At 59.1% G+C, this 15,184-nt stretch carries 14 protein-coding genes and 1 riboswitch; of the genes, 6 read left to right on the top strand and 8 right to left on the bottom strand.

All coding sequences use genetic code 11. The annotated features are described in order from the left end of the window. Positions 1–63: 63 nt before the first annotated feature. On the bottom strand, positions 64–1,896 hold the full coding sequence (gene ilvD / locus ABLN87_RS17850) for a dihydroxy-acid dehydratase (protein WP_353012800.1): 1,833 nt from the start codon (positions 1,894–1,896) through the stop codon (positions 64–66). A gap of 106 nt (positions 1,897–2,002) precedes the next feature. On the opposite strand from ilvD, the gene ABLN87_RS17845 reads away from it, so the two are divergent. Both ABLN87_RS17845 and ABLN87_RS17840 read left to right on the top strand, forming a co-directional pair. Beyond that, entirely contained in the window at positions 2,003–2,563 is a 561-nt protein-coding gene (locus ABLN87_RS17845) for a helix-turn-helix domain-containing protein (RefSeq protein WP_353012797.1), read from the top strand. Further along, positions 2,563–2,832 carry a CBU_0592 family membrane protein gene (locus tag ABLN87_RS17840; protein WP_353012794.1) on the top strand — a complete coding sequence of 90 codons (270 nt, stop codon included), beginning with the start codon at positions 2,563–2,565 and terminating at the stop codon, positions 2,830–2,832. The genes ABLN87_RS17845 and ABLN87_RS17840 overlap by 1 nt, the downstream gene beginning before the upstream one ends. A gap of 15 nt (positions 2,833–2,847) precedes the next feature. Here ABLN87_RS17840 and ABLN87_RS17835 read toward each other — a convergent pair whose 3' ends face one another. Beyond that, entirely contained in the window at positions 2,848–3,525 is a 678-nt protein-coding gene (locus ABLN87_RS17835; RefSeq protein WP_353012791.1) for an energy-coupling factor ABC transporter permease, read from the bottom strand. A 55-nt stretch (positions 3,526–3,580) separates the two neighbouring features. Continuing rightward, positions 3,581–3,794: riboswitch (cobalamin riboswitch) on the bottom strand. Between the two features lie 143 nt (positions 3,795–3,937). Between ABLN87_RS17835 and sseA the strand changes: the two genes are divergently transcribed. Next, on the top strand, positions 3,938–4,792 hold the full coding sequence (gene sseA, locus ABLN87_RS17830; protein WP_353012788.1) for a 3-mercaptopyruvate sulfurtransferase: 855 nt from the start codon (positions 3,938–3,940) through the stop codon (positions 4,790–4,792). Then, complete coding sequence (locus tag ABLN87_RS17825; RefSeq protein ID WP_353012785.1) at positions 4,792–5,976, top strand: amino acid aminotransferase; 1,185 nt, start codon at positions 4,792–4,794, stop codon at positions 5,974–5,976. The genes sseA and ABLN87_RS17825 overlap by 1 nt, the downstream gene beginning before the upstream one ends. 68 nt (positions 5,977–6,044) lie before the next feature. Here ABLN87_RS17825 and ABLN87_RS17820 read toward each other — a convergent pair whose 3' ends face one another. Both ABLN87_RS17820 and ABLN87_RS17815 read right to left on the bottom strand, forming a co-directional pair. Further along, on the bottom strand, positions 6,045–7,355 hold the full coding sequence (locus tag ABLN87_RS17820; RefSeq protein WP_353012783.1) for an ammonium transporter: 1,311 nt from the start codon (positions 7,353–7,355) through the stop codon (positions 6,045–6,047). A 33-nt stretch (positions 7,356–7,388) separates the two neighbouring features. After that, positions 7,389–7,727 carry a P-II family nitrogen regulator gene (locus tag ABLN87_RS17815; RefSeq protein WP_353012780.1) on the bottom strand — a complete coding sequence of 113 codons (339 nt, stop codon included), beginning with the start codon at positions 7,725–7,727 and terminating at the stop codon, positions 7,389–7,391. A gap of 259 nt (positions 7,728–7,986) precedes the next feature. Here ABLN87_RS17815 and ABLN87_RS17810 point away from each other — a divergent pair, with 259 nt between their 5' ends. Continuing rightward, on the top strand, positions 7,987–10,170 hold the full coding sequence (locus tag ABLN87_RS17810; protein ID WP_353012777.1) for a transglycosylase domain-containing protein: 2,184 nt from the start codon (positions 7,987–7,989) through the stop codon (positions 10,168–10,170). Between the two features lie 50 nt (positions 10,171–10,220). On the opposite strand, the gene leuB is transcribed toward ABLN87_RS17810, so the two are convergent. After that, the gene (gene leuB, locus ABLN87_RS17805; RefSeq protein WP_353012774.1) at positions 10,221–11,324 is read right to left on the bottom strand and encodes a 3-isopropylmalate dehydrogenase; all 1,104 of its coding nucleotides are present in this window, start codon (positions 11,322–11,324) and stop codon (positions 10,221–10,223) included. A 130-nt stretch (positions 11,325–11,454) separates the two neighbouring features. Next, on the bottom strand, positions 11,455–12,348 hold the full coding sequence (locus tag ABLN87_RS17800) for a LysR family transcriptional regulator (protein ID WP_353012771.1): 894 nt from the start codon (positions 12,346–12,348) through the stop codon (positions 11,455–11,457). Positions 12,349–12,431: 83 nt separating this feature from the next. Here ABLN87_RS17800 and ABLN87_RS17795 point away from each other — a divergent pair, with 83 nt between their 5' ends. Then, a complete protein-coding gene (locus ABLN87_RS17795; protein WP_353012769.1) occupies positions 12,432–13,358 on the top strand; it encodes an epimerase in 927 nt (308 codons plus the stop codon). Here ABLN87_RS17795 and ABLN87_RS17790 read toward each other — a convergent pair. Both ABLN87_RS17790 and ABLN87_RS17785 read right to left on the bottom strand, forming a co-directional pair. Continuing rightward, positions 13,322–14,350 carry an endonuclease/exonuclease/phosphatase family protein gene (locus ABLN87_RS17790; RefSeq protein WP_353012766.1) on the bottom strand — a complete coding sequence of 343 codons (1,029 nt, stop codon included), beginning with the start codon at positions 14,348–14,350 and terminating at the stop codon, positions 13,322–13,324. The genes ABLN87_RS17795 and ABLN87_RS17790 overlap by 37 nt on opposite strands. Next, entirely contained in the window at positions 14,347–15,177 is an 831-nt protein-coding gene (locus tag ABLN87_RS17785) for a hypothetical protein (RefSeq protein WP_353012763.1), read from the bottom strand. Before ABLN87_RS17785 ends, ABLN87_RS17790 begins: the two co-directional genes overlap by 4 nt. Positions 15,178–15,184: the final 7 nt, after the last annotated feature.

Genomic DNA, 15,184 nt, shown 5'->3' with positions numbered 1-15,184 from the left:
CGCACTGCAGAACAAAAACGGCCCACCGGATAGGTAGACCGTTTTTGTTGAGCGGTGTCTAATTCAAACCTGACGCACGGCGCCTTTGGCGGCACTGGTGGTGAGCTTGGCATAGGCTTTCAGCGCGGTAGAGACCTTGCGCTTGCGCGATTCTGCTGGCTCCCAGCCTTTTTCCTCTTGCTCGGCGCGTCGCTGCGCCAGGTCCTCATCCGACACCGCCAGATGGATCGAGCGGTTGGGGATGTCGATTTCAATCGTGTCGCCCTGACGCACCAGACCGATGACGCCGCCCTCAGCCGCCTCGGGTGAGACATGGCCGATGGACAGGCCCGACGTCCCACCCGAAAACCGCCCATCGGTCAGCAGGGCGCAGGCTTTGCCCAGACCTTTGGATTTCAGATACGAGGTCGGATACAGCATCTCCTGCATGCCCGGCCCGCCGCGCGGACCTTCGTAGCGGATGACGACCACGTCGCCTTCTTTCACCTTGCCCGTCAGGATGTCGCTGACCGCCTGATCCTGGCTTTCGCAGACATAGGCCGAGCCGGTGAAGGTCAGGCTGCTGGCATCCACGCCCGCCGTTTTAACGATACAGCCGTCCAGTGCGATATTGCCGAACAGAACCGCAAGGCCTCCGTCCTGGCTGAATGCGTGTTCCTTGGACCGGATCACGCCGCCTTCGCGGTCGGTGTCGAGTTCCTTGTACCGGTTCGACTGGCTGAAGGCCTGCGTTGTGCGCACGCCGCCGGGGGCGGCCTTGAACAGCTCTTGCGCGGCGGGGTTGTTGGCGATCTTGATGTCCCAATTGGCAATCGCCTCACCCATCGTTGGGGTATGAACTGTGCTGCAATGCTGATGGAACAGGCCCGCCCGGCTAAGCTCACCGAGGATCGAGAAGATGCCGCCAGCGCGGTGGACGTCCTCCATATGCACATTCTCGGTATTGGGCGCGACCTTGCACAGGCAGGGGACCTTGCGGCTCAGCCGGTCCATGTCGGACATGGTGAAATCGACGCCACCTTCGTGGGCGATGGCCAGCAGGTGCAGGACCGTGTTGGTCGATCCGCCCATGGCAATATCGAGGCTCATGGCGTTCTCGAAGGCATCAAACGTCGCGATCTCGCGTGGTAGGAAGCCTTTTTCGTCCAGATCGTAGTGCCGCTTGGTGATCTCGACGATCCGGCGACCCGCTTCAAGGAACAGCTGTTTGCGGTCCGCATGCGTGGCCAAGGTCGAGCCATTGCCAGGCAGCGCCAGACCCAGTGCCTCGGCCAGACAGTTCATCGAGTTCGCCGTGAACATGCCCGAGCACGAGCCACAGGTGGGGCAGGCGTTTTCCTCGATATGCTGAACCTGCTCATCGGTGAACCGGTCATCGGCAGCGGCGACCATGGCATCTACAAGGTCGATCTTCTTGGCATCAAGATCAGCGATGTCGATCTTACCAGCCTCCATCGGCCCGCCCGAGACAAAGATCGCTGGAACGTTCAGACGCATAGCAGCCATCAACATGCCCGGCGTGATCTTGTCGCAGTTCGAGATACAGACCATCGCATCGGCGCAATGCGCGTTCACCATGTATTCGACCGAATCCGCGATCACTTCGCGTGAGGGTAGGGAATAGAGCATCCCGTCATGGCCCATGGCGATGCCGTCATCCACCGCGATGGTGTTGAATTCCTTGGCAACACCGCCAGCCTTTTCAACCTCACGCGCGACCATCTGGCCCAGATCCTTCAAGTGGACGTGACCCGGCACGAATTGAGTGAAGGAGTTGACAATGGCGATGATCGGCTTGCCGAAATCATCGTCCTGCATACCGGTGGCGCGCCACAGGCCGCGGGCACCGGCCATGTTGCGGCCATGGGTAGAGGTTCTGGATCGGTACATTGGCATGATGCTGTTTCCCTTTTGCCCCGGTTGCAATATGCGGGGTATGTGCGTTATAGCGCACGTACCATATGTGCGCTATAACGCACAAGAGGATTCGAAAGACAATGGCATGGCTCCGGACGACATAACACTGAAACTAAGGGACGTGCGGGCCGCTTCGGGGTTGAGCCTGTCGAAAGTTGCCGAAATCACCGGTGTCAGCAAAGCGATGCTAGGTCAGATCGAACGCGGCGAATCAAGCCCAACGATCGCCACGCTCTGGAAGATTGCCAAAGGGTTTCAGCTGCCGCTCAGCGCGTTGATCGACACCGTGAATGGTGATCCGTCGGTTTTTCAGACCGTCACCTTTCCCGGCAGCATCGAGGTCAAGATCGTCTTCCCCTTTGATCCGGCCTTGGGGGCAGAGACATTTCACGTCAACCTCGACCCGAACCAAAGCCATGAGTCCCCTGCCCATGCCGCAGGTGTGACCGAGGAGGTCTTTGTGCTCAGCGGCACGCTGGACATTCTGAAAGGTGAGGCTTGGGTGCCCTTGCAATCGGGGCAGGGACTTCGATTTGCAGCGGATGTCCCGCACGGATATCGCGCAGGTTCTGAAGGGGCGGCGTTTCTGAACATGCATCACTATGCGCAACAGCCAGATGTTCAGGAAAACGGCAAGGTTCATTGATGAGCGAGTTTTTCAACAGCCTGACCATCGTGGACGCCATCGGTTCCTTCGGAGCCTTGATCGTAGTTGCCGCCTATTTCGCCACGCAGATGCGGTACATGAATTCCGAAGATCTGGCTTTTCCCGTAGTGAACCTGCTGGGGTCTGTTTTGATTGTCTATTCGCTGCTTCAGAACTTCAATCTGGCGTCGATGCTGATTGAAGGCTTCTGGATCATCATCAGCGTGATCGGAATTATTCAGCATTTCAGGTTGCGCCGCGCAGGGTAACACGGCGCAATAGGGTTATGCAGCGTTGTGGAGACGCGGTGTGAACAGGCCAAACTTGCCCAGATCCCGCATGGATTTTGCTGCGGCCAAAACGGCCAGATCGGCCAGCGGTTCGATCAGAATAACCAGCATGTAGGCAGCGGCGAAACTGGCGATCGCTGTAAAGTTCTCGGCTCCAAATCCTTGGCCATAAAAGGCCCAGAATGCCACCCAGATGACGACACCGCCCTGATAGGCCGTCGACAGCGCAAGCGCCTGAGAATATTTCAGATCAATATAGGCCGAATTTGGCGCAATGATGCGATTGGCCAAAGCTTGCAAGGCAAACAGCGGAACCAGCAGCGTTGTCATGTTCATCCCGAACTGAGGCAGGTCGAAAGGCGCCAGGAAAAACCCCTGAATGAACAAGCCCGCGATCAGACCGATGGCGGCAGGGGCCGCACCGAACAACAAAAACAGGGTCGATCCCAGAATGAAGTGAACCTCTGACACCCCGACCGGGAAGTGCGGCAACACCTCAAAGAAGGTGAAAACCAGCCCGGTGGTCAGGGCTGAGCGAATGGCAAGGCTGGCAATGCCGCTGCTTTTCAGGCTGTCCCATGCCAGTTTAGCGGTATAGAGCCCTGCGCCAGTTGCGGTGGCGTAGCTCAGGACAAGTTTGGCGCCATTTACGACGCCCGGTTCGATATGCATAGTTTGGTCTCCTTCCCGTCACACCCGACGGCAGAAAGGTTTAATAATTGGGCTTCCGCCCGGTTTGCACATGGCAGGTCTCCTGACTTGCGGATTGGCTTCGATCCCGACCTTCCCAACCGATTGCTTAGGTCAGTGGCCCAATTGGGACGAAACTCCGCCTACAGTTGCGGGGGCAGTTCCGGAATTGACGGGTATTGTCGCACCGGATTCCCTTTTCATTCCTCCGGGGAAATTCCCCTTTGGAAACCATGTCAGGCAGGTGTCTGGCACCGGGTGCCACCTGTCAAGCAGTCAAACGTGGATGTTTGGAAAAAATTGTCAGTGCTCAGGGGCGTGCAGGCCTTGGCATGGCTTGCACGTTTCGCCGCTCGGATATAGGGAAACTCAGACTCGCTTAGGGGAGGCTTTGATGCAAGACGATCCCAAAACCCTCGTTTCCACCGACTGGCTTGCCGCCCATATCAAGGACCCCGATCTGCGGGTGCTTGATGGGTCGTGGTACCTGCCGCAGCATGGGCGCGATGCCAGAGCCGAGTATGATGCGGGTCATATCCCGGGCGCGCGGTTCTTTGATATCGACGATATTGCGGATCACCGCTCGGACCTGCCGCATATGATGCCGCCGGTCGAGAAGTTCATGTCCCGCCTGCGCGCGATGGGCGTGGGGGATGGACATCAGGTGGTTGTCTATGACGGCTCGGGCCTATCCTCAGCAGCGCGCGTCTGGTGGATGTTCCGCCTGATGGGGCAGGACAACATTGCCGTGCTGGATGGCGGTCTGCCGAAATGGCAGGCCGAAGGGCGAGAGGTCGAAGATCTGCCCCCTGTGATCCGGGATCGGCATATGACCGTTCGGGTTCAGAATCATCTGGTACGCGACGTGACACAGGTGTCTGCCGCCGCCAAACTGGCTGATCATGAGATCATCGATGCCCGTGCTGCCGCCCGTTTCGCCGGAACCGAGGCTGAACCGCGCGAAGGTTTGCGCTCGGGCCATATACCCGGCTCACGCAACGTGCCTTTTGGGACGCTGTTGAACAAGAACCATACGATGAAATCGCCCGAAGAGTGCCGCGCCGTGTTCGAGGCTGCTGGTGTCGATTTGTCCAAACCCGCGATCACCTCCTGCGGGTCAGGGGTGACGGCGGCAATCCTCAGCCTTGCGCTTGAACGCATGGGCAAAAAAGACCACGCGCTTTATGACGGCTCCTGGGCTGAATGGGGTGCCTTCCCAACCCTGCCCGTCGCAACCGGAGAGACCTGATGTTCGAACATCTCAAACCGCAACCTGCCGACAAGATCCTGGCGCTGATGCAGATGTACCGCGACGACCCGCGCGATCAGAAGATCGACCTGGGCGTGGGCGTTTACAAGAATGCCGAAGGCGTGACCCCGGTGATGCGCGCCGTCAAGGCCGCCGAAAAACGCATTCTGGAGGAGCAGGAGAGCAAAGCCTATACCGGTCTGGCGGGTGATCCGGCCTATGCTGATGCGATGATCGGTCTGATCCTTGGCGACGCTGTTCCGCGCGGCAACATCGCCGCTGCGGCAACACCCGGCGGCACCGGTGCCTGTCGTCAGGCGTTCGAGATGATCCGCATGGCCAATCCTGAGGCGCGCGTGTTTGTATCGAACCCGACATGGCCGAACCACCTGTCGATCCTGAGCTACTTGGGAATCGAGGCGGTTCCGTATCGTTATTTCGACGGCGAAACCCGCGGCGTCGATTTCGACGGTATGATCGAGGACCTGAAAACTGCCAAGGCGGGCGACGTGGTTCTGCTGCACGGTTGCTGCCACAACCCGACCGGTGCAAACCTGAACCTCGTGCAGTGGCAAGAGGTTGTGAACCTGATCAATGCGCAAGGCCTCGTGGCGATGATCGACGTCGCCTATCAGGGTTTTGGCGACGGTCTTGAGGAAGACGCGCAAGCAACCCGCCTGGTGGCCTCGTCGGTCAAGCGCTGCCTGATCGCGGCGTCCTGCTCGAAGAACTTCGGCGTGTACCGTGAGCGTACCGGCCTGCTGATGGCGATCAGCGATGATGCGGCGCAGACGGCATTGAACCAGTCGACGCTGGCCTTCCTGAACCGCCAGAACTACTCGTTCCCGCCGGACCATGGCGCACGGGTCGTGACCACCATCCTTACCGACGATGCCCTGCGCGCAGATTGGGCCGCTGAGCTGGAGGAGGTGCGCCTCTCTATGCTGGGCCTGCGTCAGCAACTGGCAGACGAGTTGCAGAGGCTGACCGGATCAGACCGGTTCGGCTTTGTCGCCCAGCACCGCGGTATGTTCTCGCGCCTCGGCGCGGCGCCGGAACTGGTCGAGCAACTGCGCAACGATCACGGAATCTACATGGTCGGCGACAGCCGGTTGAACATTGCCGGTTTGAACGCGACGACCGTGCCGATTCTGGCGCAGGCGATTGTCGACGTCGGCGTCTGAGCCCTGTCTCAGGAAAAAAGAAAACCCGGGCGCGAACGCCCGGGTTTTTTGTTCAGCTTGGTAAGTTCTTAGCCCTTCGAGAATTCCGGATAGGCTTCCATACCCAGTTCTGCCATGTCGAGGCCGTTGATCTCGTCCTCTTCGCTGACACGGATGCCCATCACCGCTTTCAGGATCGACCATACGATCAGAGCGCCGACGAAGGTGAACACACCGTATGCGACGATACCGGTCAGCTGGGTAATCAGGCTGGCCTCGCCGTAGAAGATCACGGCGATGGTGCCCCAGATGCCTGCGAACAGGTGAACCGGGATCGCGCCGACAACGTCGTCGATCTTGAACTTGTCCAGCATCGGAACCGCGAAGACCACGATGATACCGCCAACTGCACCGATCCATAGCGAGCCGAACAGGGTCGGAGCCAGAGGTTCAGCGGTGATCGAGACCAGACCAGCCAGCGCACCGTTCAACACCATGGTCAGGTCAGGCTTCTTATACATAACTTGGGTCAGGATCAGGGCAGCAACAGCACCAGATGCGGCAGCCATGTTGGTGTTGGCAAAGATGCGCGACACGTCGGTTACGTCACCCACGGTGCCCATGGCCAGCTGTGAGCCGCCGTTGAAGCCGAACCAACCCAGCCACAGGATAAAAGTACCCAAGGTGGCCAGCGCCAGGTTCGAACCGGGCATTGGGTGAACCTTGCCGTCTTTATACTTGCCGATACGCGGGCCAAGGATCAGACATCCAGCCAGAGCCGCCCAGCCACCGACCGAGTGAACAACTGTAGAACCAGCGAAATCCGAGAAGCCAGCTTCAGACAGCCAGCCACCGCCCCACTGCCAGGAGCCAGAGATCGGATACATGATACCGGTCAGAACAACCACGAAGATCAGGAACGGCCACAGTTTAATGCGTTCCGCCACGGCACCCGACACGATAGATGCGGTTGCCGCCACAAAGACCAGCTGGAAGAAAAAGTCCGAACCGATTGAGGCGTAATCCAGAGCAGCCTCGGCAGGGTCAACACCAACCGGATCAAGTACGGTTGGGCCGCCAATGGCAAAGAAACCATTGAAGTCGCCCGGATACATCGTGTTGAAGCCAATCAGCCAGTACATGATCGCGGCAATGGAAAACAGCGCCACGTTCTTGGTCATCTGCATGGCGACGTTCTTGGAACGCACCAAACCGCCTTCCAGCATGGCAAAGCCTGCCGCCATGAAGAAGACCAGGAAGCCCGCCATCAGGAACAGCAGGGTGGTAAAGATATATTGGGTGTGCAGCGCGGCTTCGCCAGTGGCGGCCTCTTGCGCCAGACCCATCTGCGGCAGCACGACAAGTGCGGCAACAGGGATGAGAGATTTCATCAGGTTCATTGTCAGTCCTCGAATGATATGAGTGTCGGCGCCTTACAGCGCGTCCTCGTTGGTTTCCCCGGTCCGCACACGCAGCGCCTGCTCGACATCGAGGACGAAAATCTTGCCGTCACCGATCTTGCCGGTCTTGGCAGTGTTTGTGATGGTCTCAACGATCTGGTCGGCCATCGTGGCGGGCACCACGATTTCCAGTTTGATCTTGGGTACGAAGTTCACGGCGTATTCTGCGCCGCGATAGATTTCTGTGTGACCGGATTGCGAGCCGAAGCCCTTGATTTCGGTCACCATCATGCCGCGCACGCCAGCCTGGGTCAGTGCCTCGCGCACCTCCTCGAGCTTGAACGGCTTGATTGTCGCAATGATGAGTTTCACGTCAGTCCCCTCTGCTTCTCCGGTCACACCGGCTTGTTTGCACCTGCAGAAAAAGAGCCTGAGGAGGGGCGTTTAGGAACGATTCCCCGTCGTTAAACGGTTCGAAAATGACGCAAAGTTGCACAATTTTTGCACAAAACTTGCCGAACGGCTAAAAATTAGGCGAATATGAGAGGGGAAATTCCGGAAAATCGGACCTCTACATAGCTATGTCGCCGGGGTATGGTGTGCCAAAAGAATAACCGGGCAGAGTTTGAGCATGACTGAGTCCAAGCGCCGCAAGCCGAGATTGGTCGCGGATAAACGATACCCGTCGAAGGGGCGCAAGCCTTCGACGACCAAGCGGGCTGCGAAACCGGCGGGTAAGAAATCCACCGCCCGAAAGACGGCAACGCGCAAGACGGCCCGAAAGAAAACCCGCAAGCGTTCGGGCGGCAATGGCGGGGGGTTTTTCCGCCGTTTGTTCCGTTGGGTCTGGCGACTGATCTGGGGTGTCACATGGCGCGTGGGCGCTGTTGTCGCGATGCTGATCGCTTTGGCAGTTGGTGTTGTGTATACCTCGTTGCCCGATGCGGACGCCCTGCTGGATGGGCGCGCGCGCGGATCGGTGACCCTGCTGGATCGGGATGGCAAGGTTTTTGCCTGGCGCGGAGACCAGTTTGGCGGGGTGATCACGGCAGATACGGTCTCACCCCATCTGAAGAACGCTGTGATTGCGACTGAGGATAAGCGGTTCTATCGCCATTTCGGCGTCAGCCCGCGCGGCGTTGCCAGCGCGGTGCGTATCAACCTGAGCGAAGGGCGCGGGCCACTGTCGGGCCATGGGGGCTCGACCATCACTCAGCAGACAGCCAAGCTGCTGTGTCTGGGCGTTCCCTATGACCCAACCGAATGGGAGTCCGAAGCCGCGTATGAAGCGGATTGCCGTCAGGGCTCGCTGTGGCGCAAGGGCAAAGAGGCGATCTATGCGCTGGCGATGGAGGTGAAATACTCCAAGGACGAAATCCTGACGATCTATCTGAACCGTGCGTTTCTGGGGGCCGGTGCACGTGGGTTCGAAGCTGCCAGCCAGCGGTACTTCGGTAAATCAGCAGCCGAGGTCTCTCCGGCCGAAGCGGCCATGTTGGCCGGACTGCTGGTTGCGCCCACGCGCTATGCGCCCACCAACAGCTTGCAACGATCTCAGGATCGCGCTCGCCTTGTGGTCGGGTTGATGGAAGACCAAGGCTATTTGTCCGGCGCGCAGGCCAGCGAGGCGCGCAGTCGTCCGGCGGAACTCTCCGAGGCCGCTGCGGCCCGAGCAGGTGGGTACTTTGCGGATTGGGTCATGGCCAGTGGGCCGGAGTTTTTCACGCGCAACACCACCGAAGATGTCGTGATCCGCACCACACTGGATCAGCGTATCCAGAAATCTGCCGAAGAGGCGCTGCAATACATCTTTCAGGAAAAGGTGCGCGAAGGGTCCAAGGCGCAGGCGGCGATTGTCGTGATGTCAGCGGATGGGGCGGTGCGGGCCATGGTCGGCGGGCGCAAAACCCGTGTTTCGGGCGCGTTCAACCGGGCCACTCAGGCGCTGCGCCAGACCGGGTCCTCGTTCAAGCCGTTTGTTTATGCCACAGCGCTTGAGCTTGGGTATTCACCTTATGCCACGGTGATGGACGAGCCCTATTGCGTCAGCATTCCGGGATCGGGTGAATGGTGTCCAAAGAACTACACGAATAGGTTCTATGGTCGTGTCACGCTGGCGGATGCGTTGAAGAATTCTCTGAACATTCCGGCTGTGAAAGTGGCCGAGGTTGCAGGGCTGGACAATGTGCGCACCGTCGCCAGCGGCTTCGGGATTGCCAGCGATCTGGCACAGGGTCCGGCGCTGGCGCTGGGCGCGTCTGAAAGCACGCTGATCGAGATGACCGGAGCCTATGCAGGCATCCTGAACGGCGGATCCTCGGTTGAGCCCTACGGCCTGACCGAGTTGAAGCTGTTAGGCGAAACCGAACCTGTGATGGTGACAACCACCGGCATCGGCGAGCGCGTGATCAATGACAGCGCCGCGAAACAGCTAACCTGGATGATGGAGCGCGTCGTATCCGAAGGCACTGGCGGGAGGGCCAAGCTGCCCGGATGGCAGGTTGCGGGGAAAACAGGGACAACGCAGGCGGCGCGGGATGCGTGGTTCATCGGATTTACGGCAGACTATGTGGCTGGTGTGTGGATGGGCTATGATGACAACACCCCCCTGTCCGGTGTCACGGGCGGCGGTCTGCCTGCCGAGATATGGAAAGAAACGATGGTGCGCGTGACCGAAGGGATGACGCCAACACCCTTGCCGATGATCGTGCCAGAACCGCCGGTTCAGGTGGCGCAGCCGCAGCCTCGCCGCAGACAGGGTGGTTTTGCGGAAGACATCAACAACCTGCTCAAGGGGATCTTTGGTGGCAACTAAAAAAGGCGGTGCGCTGGGCACCGCCTTTTGACTTTCAGGTGCGGCGGGATTTAGACACTCGCGTCCAACGCCGCCAGAATGGCATCGCCCATTTCCGAGGTCGAAACCGGCTGAACACCCTCATCCGCCAACAGATCACCGGTGCGCACGCCATCGGCCAGAACCTTTTCGATCGCAGCTTCCAGGCGGCCAGCCTCGGCGCCTTGATCAAAGCTGTAGCGCAGCGCCATGGCAAAGCTGAGGATACAGGCGATTGGGTTGGCTTTGCCCTCGCCCGCGATATCGGGGGCCGAACCATGCACCGGCTCGTACATCGCCTTGGGGCGGCCATTGGCCATCGGGGCACCCAAGGATGCAGAGGGCAGCATGCCTAAGCTCCCGGTCAGCATCGCAGCACAGTCCGACAGGATATCCCCGAACAGGTTGTCGGTTAGGATCACGTCAAACTGCTTCGGGGCGCGGACCAGCTGCATGGCGCCGTTGTCGGCATACATATGTGACAGCTCGACTTCGGGGTAATCGGCGCTGACACGCTCGACCACTTCACGCCACAGGATTCCGGACTCCATCACGTTGGCCTTTTCCATCGAGCACAGCTTTTTGTTCCGACGCATCGCCAGTTCAAAGGCCGAGCGCGCAGCGCGCTCGATTTCGGATTCGGTGTAGCGTTGGGTATTAATGCCCACACGCTCATTGCCTTCCTCGAAAATGCCGCGCGGCTCGCCGAAATAGACGCCCGAGGTCAGCTCGCGCACGATCATGATGTCGAGGCCAGCGACGATGTCTTTTTTGAGCGATGAGAAATCGGCCAGCGCGTCAAAGCATTGTGCCGGGCGCAGGTTGGAATACAGGTCCATTTCCTTGCGCAGGCGCAGCAGGCCGCGCTCGGGCTTGAGGCTGAAATCCAGATCGTCATATTTAGGACCGCCGACAGCGCCCAGCAGAACCGCGTCGACCTCTTGCGCTTTGGCCATGGTCTCGTCTGACAATGGCTTGCCATGAGCGTCATAGGCCGCACCACCGACCAGATCCTCGCTCACGTCGAATTCCAGGCCGCGATTGGTGCCGTACCAGTCGATGATGCGGCGCACTTCGGCCATGACTTCGGGGCCAATTCCGTCTCCGGGCAGGATGAGGAGCGAGGGGTTGGACATGAAGGATCTCCTTGCGTTTGACAGCAAAGGCCCTAGCGCCTGCGTCGCATCGGGTCAATGAGACGAGCGGGCATAAACGCAGGTTCTACGCGGGAAATTGGATTTCTTGGCTTTGCGCCTTGGAAACCGGTCAGAGAGAAGCCTTCAAACCCTCGGTCAGCAGGTCCCAGACACGGCGGATTCGCGGCGTTTGTCGCATCGCCTGTGGCGCGGCCAGCCAGACTGGAAGCACCGGAATATCGACATCCAGTGGCAGAACCTCGACCAACGGATCGGATTCAGCAATCTGCACTTGGCTGAAGCCAATACCACATCCGGCGCGGATCAGCTCCCAATAGGCGCTTTGCAGATCACAGCGAGTAGCAAAGCTTCCTTTGCTGGCGGGCCAACCCTTTTGGCGCATTTTGGTGATGATCTGCTCATTGGCATCGAAGCCAACCAGATCATGATCGAACAGATCCTCGGGTTTTTCTGGCCGCCCTGCACGGTCCAGATACGAGGTGGCGGCACAGAAACACAGGGGAACATCCCCGAGATAACGCGAGACGATATCCATCTGCTCGGGCCGGTACATGCGCACGGCGATGTCGGCCTCGCGATACAACAGGTTTTCGGTCGCATCTGTGGCCACCAGTTCCAGCTGAATCGCAGGTTCCTGGGCACGGATTTGCGCCAGGATAGGCGGCAGCAGGTGATGTGAGGCAAAGACCGATGCTGTGATGCGGACCGAACCTTCCAGCTGTTGCGACTGCCCCGCTGCCGTAAGACTAAAGGTGCTCATGGCCGTATGCATTTGCTGCGCCATTGGCAGTAACTGCGTGCCGACCTCGCTTAACTTGAGCCCGCGCGCATGGCGGTCGAACAGGGATACGCCCAGCTCATCCTCAAGTGCGTGGATCTGGCGCCCCAGCGTCGGCTGGCTGCGGTCCAAACGCCGCGCGGCAGCAGATAAAGATCCGGTTTCGGCCACGGCCAGAAAGCTCTGGATCAGGGACCAGTCGGAATGGGTAATAGATCTGTCCATTCAAAAATGAATACACGTTCTGCAGTTTTCGGCAATTCCTTTAAGTATTTGTATGGCTAGATTGATCCGGAAAGGAGCGTGTCATGCAGCAATCTGTGCTTATTCTGGGGGCCAATGGCCGATTTGGTCGCAACGCTAGACTTGCGTTTCAAGAGGCCGGTTGGTCTGTTCGCGCATTCAATCGCAAAGCGGACAGGCTGGAGCAGGCCGCGCAGGGGGTTGATGTGATCGTCAACGCGTGGAACCCGCCTTATACCGATTGGGCGCAATTGGTGCCTGGCTTGCATCGTCAGGTGATCGATGTGGCGGCGCAGACTGGTGCAACCGTGATCGTACCCGGCAATGTCTATGTCTTCGGTGCAGAGACCCCGGGCCCCTGGTACGGAGGCAGCCCGCATCGCGCGCAAAACCCGCTGGGCCGGATCAGGATCGAGATGGAGGAAGCCTACCGAAGCTCATCCGTCCGGACGATCATCCTGCGCGCTGGCGATTTCATCGACACTTGCGCTTCGGGCAATTGGTTCGATCAGATCATGATCAAAGGTTTGTCCAAGGGTCGTCTGACGTATCCCGGCAACCCAGATATCCCGCATGCTTGGGCCTATCTACCTGATTTGACCCGCACCGCAGTGATGCTGGCCGAGATGCGGCATGAGCTTCCTCGGTTCTGCGACGCCCCCTTTCCCGGCTACACGCTGACGGGCACTGAGATCGCGCAATCGCTGTCCCGCGTTACCGTGCAGGAGGTTGCGATCGCCAAGATGGAGTGGTGGCCCATAAAACTAGTACGCCCGTTCTGGCGTATGGCCCCGCACCTGCTTGAGATGCGATACTTATGGGATCTTCCACACCAGTTGGATGGCGCCTTCCTGTCAGAACTGATCGAGGATGTACCGCACACCGATGTGGATCAGGCGATGCGGTCAGCCATCGCACACAAGAACAGGATCGGGTCTTTGAGTACCGCGAAGTCTCATCGGGCCGTAACGTCCACCCAAACCAGCCGATGACGGCTGGCTTGCTCGGCGCTGTCTCTTTGCTCATCGTCGGGGTGCGGCCAGAATATGCCCGCATCCACAACCTGCAGATCGGCGGATGGTAATACATAGTCTACACGAAGCGCGCCAACCGCTTTCCAATGCACGGTTGCGATCTCGCCCAATGGAGACTTGGGTTGCGGGTCCTGTAGGCGTGGATCGGAGAGCAGTGCTGCGATAGCCTCGGTTCGGCCATCACTGTGTTGCGGGTCGAGATTGGCGTCACCCGCGATGACAAAGGGGGCGCTTGGTACGGGGCCAAGACCACCGTCCATCAGTACCGACCAGAACCGGATTTCATCCCGGTTGCGCAATCCGTTGCGATCTTCGTGGCCGTCAAACACCGGGGGCGTTGCATGGAAGGTCATCAGGTTCAGCCGACCCAGAGGTGTGTTGACCGGGACGATCCAATGTCCGGTTGATGACAAGCGTTGAGCGTCTCGCGCATGCTTAGAAGGATAGGGCTTGCCGTCTGAGACAGGTAACTCTGCCCCGGGCAATTGCTTCCACAACAGCGTTTCGAACGTCTGCGCTTCGGCGCTCAGGATTTCAAACTGCGATAGCACTGCCATCCCGCCATGGCCGGTGAAAAGCCCCCAACCCTGCGCGTCTCCGGGGCCGTGTGTTTTACCATCCCCGTCCAGATCAAGGTCCGTTTCCAGCCCGGAATTCGGCTGAGACGTGAACAGATAGGGATAGTCCAACCCGGCCTCGCGCAACACGTCGGCCAGCGCGGTCAGTGCAAGGGCGTCCAAGTCCCAATCGATGCCCTGAAGCGCGACGATATCCGGTCGTGCGGATGCAAGCACATCGACAACGGCCTGAACCTGCGGGTCAAGCCTCTGGATGTCGCGCAGCAGAAGTCCAGGACCCTTGCGGCTGAGCTCGGTATTGTAGGTTGCAATACGCACCACGTCTGCTTGCGCCACTGCGGGGAGCAAGAGCAGGACCAGGGCGCGGATCATGCGGCCTGAGCGGTCTCGGATGTTGAATAGGCGCGGCGCTTTTCGACGATCAGCCCGGCAATGCGCAAGGTAGCCATGCCTCGCATGATCATGCTGGCGGGCAGGAAGGCCCAGGCGCTCATGGTCCAGATCAGGGTCTGCGGATTGCTCAGCGAGATCGGATTGGCGAAGTTGGTCAGCAGCTTGATTACAGCAGGGATCAGGAAAGGTAACAGAACGCCGATACAGATATTCAGACGGCCATCGCGCTGAAGGCGGTTGACCACGTCTCCGCCCTTGGTGGGGTCAAACAGCGGCAGGTTGGTCCAGACATTGAATGCCCCATTCCCGGTAGGCCATCCCTTCAGTTTCACAGCATAGGCAAAGCTTGCAATCGTCACCAGCGCCGCGACATAGGCGATGCTGGCGGTTATGCGCACCAGCTCTACCAGCGGCGCGCTGGCATCAGCCGGGAGCATCAACACGATCAGGCGTACCGGCGAATACGGGAAATCGACCACATTTGCGACTGCCAGACCCACAGAATATGAGAATGTGGTCAGCTGTGTCGGAGCGTAGCCATTCTTACAGATCAAGGTCAGGAAAGTGACCATCGAGAACAGTCCGACAAACCGCAACCGGTTTACCGGCGGGGCATCGCGAAATTCGATAAAGCTGGGAAAGGCAGAGTTATATTCGGCAAATGTCAAGATAAACGCGAGGATCGCGAGAAAGACCACTATTTCGGTCCCGTTCGTCGATGTTACTGGCAGGTACAACGCGGGGGTCAGCACCAGAAGCGCAACCAATATTCCACGTATCGCCGCCCCTGTTGTGCGCGCAATCACTATCCGA

Origin of the sequence: Ruegeria sp. SCP10, from assembly GCF_040329495.1 — a bacterium.
Taxonomy (GTDB): domain Bacteria; phylum Pseudomonadota; class Alphaproteobacteria; order Rhodobacterales; family Rhodobacteraceae; genus Ruegeria.
Note: the sequence above shows the minus strand (reverse complement) of the source record. Positions and strands in the feature narration are given on the sequence as shown.

Excerpts from the sequence above, each read along its gene's own strand:
- ilvD (WP_353012800.1), bottom strand. The coding sequence starts at position 1,896 with ATGCCAATGTACCGATCCAGAACCTCTACCCATGGCCGCAACATGGCC.
- ABLN87_RS17845 (WP_353012797.1), top strand. The coding sequence starts at position 2,003 with ATGGCTCCGGACGACATAACACTGAAACTAAGGGACGTGCGGGCCGCT.
- ABLN87_RS17840 (WP_353012794.1), top strand. The coding sequence starts at position 2,563 with ATGAGCGAGTTTTTCAACAGCCTGACCATCGTGGACGCCATCGGTTCC.
- ABLN87_RS17835 (WP_353012791.1), bottom strand. The coding sequence starts at position 3,525 with ATGCATATCGAACCGGGCGTCGTAAATGGCGCCAAACTTGTCCTGAGC.
- sseA (WP_353012788.1), top strand. The coding sequence starts at position 3,938 with ATGCAAGACGATCCCAAAACCCTCGTTTCCACCGACTGGCTTGCCGCC.
- ABLN87_RS17825 (WP_353012785.1), top strand. The coding sequence starts at position 4,792 with ATGTTCGAACATCTCAAACCGCAACCTGCCGACAAGATCCTGGCGCTG.
- ABLN87_RS17820 (WP_353012783.1), bottom strand. The coding sequence starts at position 7,355 with ATGAACCTGATGAAATCTCTCATCCCTGTTGCCGCACTTGTCGTGCTG.
- ABLN87_RS17810 (WP_353012777.1), top strand. The coding sequence starts at position 7,987 with ATGACTGAGTCCAAGCGCCGCAAGCCGAGATTGGTCGCGGATAAACGA.
- leuB (WP_353012774.1), bottom strand. The coding sequence starts at position 11,324 with ATGTCCAACCCCTCGCTCCTCATCCTGCCCGGAGACGGAATTGGCCCC.
- ABLN87_RS17800 (WP_353012771.1), bottom strand. The coding sequence starts at position 12,348 with ATGGACAGATCTATTACCCATTCCGACTGGTCCCTGATCCAGAGCTTT.
- ABLN87_RS17795 (WP_353012769.1), top strand. The coding sequence starts at position 12,432 with ATGCAGCAATCTGTGCTTATTCTGGGGGCCAATGGCCGATTTGGTCGC.
- ABLN87_RS17790 (WP_353012766.1), bottom strand. The coding sequence starts at position 14,350 with ATGATCCGCGCCCTGGTCCTGCTCTTGCTCCCCGCAGTGGCGCAAGCA.